The organism is Hydrogenophaga sp. (assembly GCF_018780075.1).
Taxonomy (GTDB): Bacteria; Pseudomonadota; Gammaproteobacteria; order Burkholderiales; family Burkholderiaceae_C; genus Hydrogenophaga.
On record NZ_JADMKB010000029.1, the window covers coordinates 39,846 to 46,564 of the forward strand.

Here is a 6,719-nt window from a genome sequence, read left to right on the forward strand (position 1 = left end):
GTGGCCTCACAAGGTTTTGGAAAAAGTGTCCCTCGATACGCTGATCACCCACAACCTGCTGCCCTCTGACGCATCGCCCACACCCACCGCCGGCTGCGCGCTGGTGCTGATGGGCGGCGGCGCTCGCACCGCCTACCAGGCCGGCGTGCTCAAAGCACTGGCGGCCATGCAAGGCCACTGGGCCACCTCCGGCGGCGCGGCCCGAACCGCCTTTCCTTTCCGCTGGCTGTTCGGCACCTCGGCCGGCGCGCTCAACGCCGCGTACCTCGCCAGCCGGGCCGAGCACGGCGTGCAAGCCCTGCTGGATCTGGCCACCTTCTGGAGCGGGTTGCGCTCCCATCGGGTCTACCGCCTCGATGCGCCGCGCTGGGTGCACGCCAACCGCATCGTGGCGGGCCTCACGCTGGCGCGGCAGGTCCGGCGCCACCGCGCGCTGCTCGACACCCTGCCCCTGGTGGACACGCTCCACCGCGCCATCGATCTGCGGGGCCTGGAGCGAGCGCTGGCGGCACAGCACCTGGACGTGCTGGGCGTGACCGCGTCCAGCTACACCACGGGCGAACACTGGACCTTCTGCCAGACCCGCCCCGACCATCCGGTCCAGCCCTGGCATCGGCCGGGTCGGCGCTCCGAGTTCCAGCCGCTCACCATCGAACACCTCATGGCCTCGAGCGCCATTCCCTTCCTGTTCCCGGCCGTGCCGCTCTGGGTGGAAGGGCATCGCGAGCATTTCGGCGACGGCTCCATGCGCCAGCTCTCGCCGCTCTCCCCGGCCATCCAGTTCGGCGCGCGAAAGATCCTGGCCATCGGTGCGGGTCAGCCGCAACGTTCGGGCATGGGCGCACGCATCGCCAACGAACCCACGGCCGGCACCATTGCCGGTCACGCCATGGCCAGCGTGTTTCACGACACCCTGCAGGCCGACGTGGAGCAGACCCAGCGCGTCAGCCAGACGCTGTCGAGACTGCCGCCCGAGCTGGCGGGCGCACTGCCCTACCACCCGGTCCGGGTCCTGGCGTTGCAGCCGAGCTTCTCGCTCGACGAACTGGCGCGAAAGCACGTCAAGTCCCTGCCCGCCGCCACCCGCAACACCCTCACCGGTCTGGGCGCGCTCAACACCGGGCAGGGCGAAGCCGGCAGCGCCGCATCGCTCGCCAGCTACCTGCTGTTCGAACCGGACTTCGTCAACGCGCTGATCCAGCTGGGCGAGGCCGACGCCTGGCGCCGAAAGGACGAACTGTCGGACTTTTTTGCCACGCCCGCGCAGACCGCAGCGCGAGCGGCGGTGACATAATCGCCGCAGTTTCCACCCACCGAGAGCCTCATGGACAGCACACCCCCCAGTTGTGTGCTTTCAGCCCTCCCCGCAACCGTCTGACAACCAGCGGTCGGTCGGCTGAAAGCGCCGCCCGCCAACCGCCCCACGCCGCGCGCTCCTTTCGCTGGCGTTTCTCAGACCCACCGCCCGGGAGCAACCATGCTCAACGTCTTCACCCTGGCCAATGGCCGCCTGTTCCAGGAAGAGATCGAGTCGCTCGAAGAGCTGGCCCGGTTCAAACCCATCTGGGTCGATCTGGAAGCACCCACGCTCGAAGAACGCCGCTGGGTCAAACAGCATTTCGGCCTGTCCATCCCCGAAGACGCGATGGACGAGGACATCGAGGAGTCGGCGCGTTTCTTCGAAGAGGACAACGGCGAGCTGCACATCCGCTCCGACTTCCTGATCGATGACGACGAAAACCCGCGCGCCATCCGCGTGGCTTTCATCCTGAACGAACACAACGCCGCGCTGAAAAGCCAGGGCGTGCTGTTCTCCATCCACGACGAGGACGTGCCGGTGTTCCGCCTGCTGCGCATGCGCGCGCGCCGCATGCCAGGCCTGATCGAGAACGCGAAAGACGTGCTGCTGATGCTGTTCGACGCGGACGCCGAGTACTGCGCCGACACGCTGGAAGACATCTACGACGACCTGGAGCAGGTCAGCCGCCAGGTGCTGGCCGGCAACGTGACGGACAACAAGGCCGGCGAGGTGCTGTCGGCCATCGCGCGCCACGAAGACATGTCGGGCCGCATCCGCCGCAACGTCATGGACACGCGCCGCGCGGTCAGCTTCATGATGCGCAGCCGCATGCTCAGCGCCGAGCAGTTCGAGGACGCGCGCCAGATCCTGCGCGACCTCGATTCGCTCGACAGCCACACCGCCTTTCTGTTCGACAAGATCAACTTCTTGATGGACGCGACGGTCGGTTTCATCAACATCAACCAGAACAAGATCATCAAGATCTTCTCGGTGGCCAGCGTGGCCCTGCTGCCGCCGACGCTGATCGCCAGCCTCTACGGCATGAACTTCCAGTACATGCCCGAGCTGAGCCAGAAGTGGGGTTACCCGTTTGCGCTGGCGCTGATGGTCATTTCGGCCGTGGTGCCGATGCTGTACTTCAGGAAACGCGGCTGGCTGAAGTGAGCCTGATGCGGTGGCGGCTCACAGCCATCCGTTGTCGATGAATTCGAGCACATCGTAGGCCCGGCGCTCCAGCGGGTGCGACTGCGCGGCGTCGATGATGCGACGCACACCGTCCACGTAGGGCGTGTTGCCCAACACGCGGGTTTCCAGGGTGATGGCGCAGGCGCCGTCGTCGATCTGGATGCGGTGGAACGCGTGCCGCGCCAGGTCTTGTGGCGCCAGGCCGAGTTGACCGGTCTGCATCGCGGGGTCGCGCACCGACACGATCGCCCGGGGGTCCACACCCAGCGCCTCGGCCATGGCCACCGCCGTGCCCGGCACCGAGGTCTTGTCCGCCTGGTGCGATTCGGTGATGGTGATCCGGCTGTCCTGGAACCAGTGTCCGCTGCGCCCCAGCATCGCCATGAACTTGAGCATCAGGATGTTGGCGTTGGGGCAGATGACGACGGGAACGCCCTGCGCCAGCGCGGCCACGTCGGTGCCGGTGGACAGCTCGATCAACACCGCGCCACGTTCGCGGCAGAAACCCACGATCTCGGGCAGCTCCCGCCCCGAGCCGGCGTGCACGATGGCCGTGACCCGCTCCATCGCGCGCCGAGGCAAGGCGTGGCGATCGGTCCACTGGCCAGCCGAAGCCCCCAGACCGACCCGCACTTCGTTGGCCAGCTTGCCCGCCCCCGCCACCAACGTCTCGGGCGCGGTCATGGCTGGAACAAGGCTTCGATCACGGCCCCGCTGTAACGGCTGGCCACCTCGCGCAGGAAGCGCGGAAAGTCCACGTGCGCGGCGTCGTCGGCGCGGTCGGAGATGGTGCGCACCACGGCCAGCGGCACCCCAAAGTCGTGGCACACCTGTGCGAAGGCCGCGCCTTCCATCTCCACCGCCAGGGCGTCGGGCAGCTCGCGCTGCAAGGCCTCGCTTTCGGCCGTGGTGGCCACGAAGCGGTCGCCGCTGATCAGCAGCCCCTGGTGCAGGCGGGGCGCTTGCAGGCCGAAGGCGGTCACGGTTTGGGCGCCCAGCTGCTGCGGCAGCGTGTGCAGCATGCGGTCGCAGGCCAGCTCCAGCGCATCGGTCAACGCCGCATCGGCCTCAAACCGCGCGCGGCCGTAGCCCGGCACCTCGTGGCGCGGGAACAGCGGCGAGGCGTCCATGTCGTGCTGCAGGAAACCTCGCGCCAGCACCACGTCGCCCACGTTCACATCCGCGCCCAGCCCACCGGCCACCCCCGTGAACACGATGCGGTTCACGCCGAAGCGCTGAATGAGCAGCGTGGCGGTCGTGGCCGCCGCCACCTTGCCGATGCCGCTGAGCACCGCCACCACCTCCTGCCCGTGCAGGTGACCCACCCAGAACTCGCGTCCGCCAACGGTCTGTTTCTGTTCGTCGGGCATGAGCGCCAGCACGCTGGCGAGTTCGTCGTGCAGGGCTGCGACGATGGCTGTGCAAGGCGTCTTGTTCATGCCCCGCATTGGATCAGAAGACTGAGGGGGCCCCGGAGCGCGTGCCTTGGCCCAGAACGCGGTGGAACCGGCTTCGCCGGGCCACTCGCGTTGCCCTCTGAGGGGTGACGCCGCAGGCGGCGCGGGGGGTTACTTCTTGTCGCGCAGTTCGCGGCGCAGGATCTTGCCCACCGGCGTCTTGGGCAGCTCGGTGCGGAACTCGATCACCTTGGGCTGCTTGTAGCCCGTGAGGTTGCTCTTGCAGAAGTCGCGCACCTGCGCTTCGGTGAGCGCCGGATCTTTCTTCACGATCACCAGCTTGACCGCCTCGCCCGACTTGTCGTCGGGCACACCGACCACGGCGCACTCCATCACGCCGGGCAGCTGGGCGACCACGTCTTCAATCTCGTTGGGGTAGACGTTGAAGCCGCTCACCAGCACCATGTCTTTCTTGCGGTCCACGATCTTGAAGTAGCCGCGCGGGTCCATGATGCCGACGTCGCCGCTCTTGAAGAAACCGTCGGCGGTCATGACCTTGGCGGTCTCGTCGGGGCGCTGCCAGTAGCCGGCCATCACCTGCGGGCCCTTGATCGCGATCTCGCCCGGCTGGCCCTGCGGCACCTCGACACCATCGTCGTCCAGGCACTTCATCCAGGTGTTGGGCAGCGGCACACCGATGGTGCCGCTGTACTCGGTGCTGGTGGTCGGGTTGCAGCTGGCCGAAGGACTGGTTTCCGAGAGGCCATACCCTTCGCAGATCGGGCAGCCGGTCTTCTCCAGCCAGAGCTTGGCCACGGCGCCCTGCACCGCCATGCCTCCGCCCACCGAGACCTTGAGGTTCTTCCAGTTGACGGTGTTGAAGTCGGGGTGGTTGGCCAGGCCGTTGAACAGCGTGTTGACCGCCGGGAAGCTGTGGAAGGTGTGCTTGCTCAGCTCCTTGAGCACCGCCGGCAGATCGCGCGGGTTGGGGATCAGGATCACTTTGCCGCCGGTGCGCATGCCCAGCATCATGTTCACCGTGAACGCGAAGATGTGGTACAGCGGCAGCGCGCACACACTGGTGGGCTGCTCGCCCGCCGGCACCTGCTTCATGACGGGCTCGTTCCAGGCCTCGGACTGCAGCACGTTGGCGATCACGTTGCGGTGCAGGAGCACGGCGCCCTTGCTCACGCCCGTGGTGCCCCCGGTGTACTGCAGCACGGCGACGTCGTCGGGCTTGATGTCGGGGCGCTTGAGCGTGCCGCGCGTACCCTTGGCGATCGCGTCGTTGAACCGCACCGCGGTCGGCAGATCGAAGGTGGGCACCATCTTCTTGACGTTGCGCACCACGTAATTGACGACCGCCCCCTTGAGCAGGCCGAGCAGGTCACCCATGGCCGCGAGCACCACGTGCTTGACCGGCGTGCTGGCGAGGCACTGCTCCAGCGTGGCGGCGAAGTTCTCGATGATGACGATGGCCTTGGCGCCCGAGTCCTTGAGCTGGTGCTCCAGTTCGCGCGGCGTGTAGAGCGGGTTCACGTTCACCACCACGAAGCCCGCGCGCAAGATGCCTGCCACCGCCACGGGGTACTGCGGCACGTTGGGCATCATGATCGCGACGCGGTCACCCTTCACCAGACCCAGCCCTTGCAGATAGGCCGCAAAGGCCTGTGACAGGCTGTCGGTCTGGGCAAAGCTCAGCTCCTTGCCCATGAAGCTGTAGGCCGGGCGGCCCGCGTTCTTCTGGAAGCTCTCTTCGAGCAAGTGCACCAGCGAAGGGTACTGGGCGACATCGATGTCGGCCGGCACGCCGTTCGGGTAGGCGCCGAGCCAGGGTCGCACGGCGGACGCCTGCGTCGGTTCACTCATGAGGGTCTCCCGGGGTCTGTTACAAATCGTCAACCAGCATTCTCGCGCGGCCACCCGATTCGCGCGCGCGTGTTTTCCCTGACGGGATTCTGACATGCCGCCCTGAAACGCCTGATTGAAAGCCTCTGGCGCTATCAAAAAGAGAAGGGCTGGCTTTGGGCGGCCCTTCCGTCACCGCGCGCTCAGCTCTTCAAAGCGACCAGCACTTCGTCGAGCATCTTCTTCGCATCGCCGAACAGCATGCGGTTGTTGTCTTTGTAGAAGAGCGGGTTGTCCACCCCGGCGTAGCCCGAGGCCATGCTGCGCTTCATCACGATGGAGGTGCGTGCCTTCCAGACCTCCAGCACCGGCATGCCGGCGATCGGGCTGGTCGGGTCGTCCTGCGCCGCCGGGTTCACGATGTCGTTGGCGCCGATGACGATGGCCACGTCGGTGTCCGGGAAGTCGTCGTTGAGCTCGTCCATCTCGAACACGATGTCGTAGGGCACCTTGGCCTCGGCCAGCAGCACGTTCATGTGGCCGGGCATGCGGCCGGCCACCGGGTGGATGCCGAAGCGCACGTTCACGCCCTTCTCGCGCAGCGTGCGGGTGATCTCGAACACCGTGTGCTGCGCTTGCGCGACCGCCATGCCGTAACCGGGCACGATGATCACGTTCTTGGCTTCGCGCAGCATTTCGGCGGTCTCGGCGGCGAGGATGGGGTTCACCTCGCCCACCGGCTCGGCGGCGGCACCGCCCGCTGCCTTGGGCGCGGCGGCGGTGGTGCCGAAGCCCCCGGCGATCACGCTGATGAAGCTGCGGTTCATTGCGTTGCACATGATGTAGGACAGGATCGCGCCGCTGGAACCCACCAGCGCGCCCACCACGATCAGCAGGTCGTTGCTCAGCATGAAGCCGGTGGCCGCGGCGGCCCAGCCCGAGTAGCTGTTGAGCATGGACACCACCACCGGCATGTCGGCGCCGCCGAT

At 67.0% G+C, this 6,719-nt stretch carries 6 protein-coding genes; 2 read left to right on the forward strand and 4 right to left on the reverse strand.

The genetic code is table 11. The features are described from left to right. The first annotated feature begins 25 nt into the window (after positions 1-25). Together IV088_RS06970 and corA are read left to right on the forward strand one after the other, a co-directional pair. Positions 26-1,294 carry a patatin-like phospholipase family protein gene (locus tag IV088_RS06970; RefSeq protein ID WP_291099633.1) on the forward strand — a complete coding sequence of 423 codons (1,269 nt, stop codon included), beginning with the start codon at positions 26-28 and terminating at the stop codon, positions 1,292-1,294. Between the two features lie 183 nt (positions 1,295-1,477). Beyond that, positions 1,478-2,464, forward strand: coding sequence for a magnesium/cobalt transporter CorA (corA, locus tag IV088_RS06975; RefSeq protein WP_236963513.1), 987 nt, complete (start codon positions 1,478-1,480; stop codon positions 2,462-2,464). 18 nt (positions 2,465-2,482) lie between these two features. Here corA and IV088_RS06980 read toward each other — a convergent pair whose 3' ends face one another. The 4 genes from IV088_RS06980 to IV088_RS06995 all read right to left on the reverse strand — a co-directional run. After that, positions 2,483-3,169, reverse strand: coding sequence for a dihydrodipicolinate reductase (locus IV088_RS06980; RefSeq protein WP_291099637.1), 687 nt, complete (start codon positions 3,167-3,169; stop codon positions 2,483-2,485). Next, entirely contained in the window at positions 3,166-3,924 is a 759-nt protein-coding gene (locus IV088_RS06985; RefSeq protein ID WP_291099640.1) for a 5'-methylthioadenosine/adenosylhomocysteine nucleosidase, read from the reverse strand. Before IV088_RS06985 ends, IV088_RS06980 begins: the two co-directional genes overlap by 4 nt. Before the next feature lie 129 nt (positions 3,925-4,053). Next, entirely contained in the window at positions 4,054-5,751 is a 1,698-nt protein-coding gene (locus tag IV088_RS06990; RefSeq protein ID WP_291099643.1) for a long-chain-fatty-acid--CoA ligase, read from the reverse strand. A 182-nt stretch (positions 5,752-5,933) separates the two neighbouring features. Continuing rightward, on the reverse strand, positions 5,934-6,719 hold a 786-nt coding region (locus IV088_RS06995), incomplete at its 5' end, for an NAD(P)(+) transhydrogenase (Re/Si-specific) subunit beta (RefSeq protein WP_291099646.1).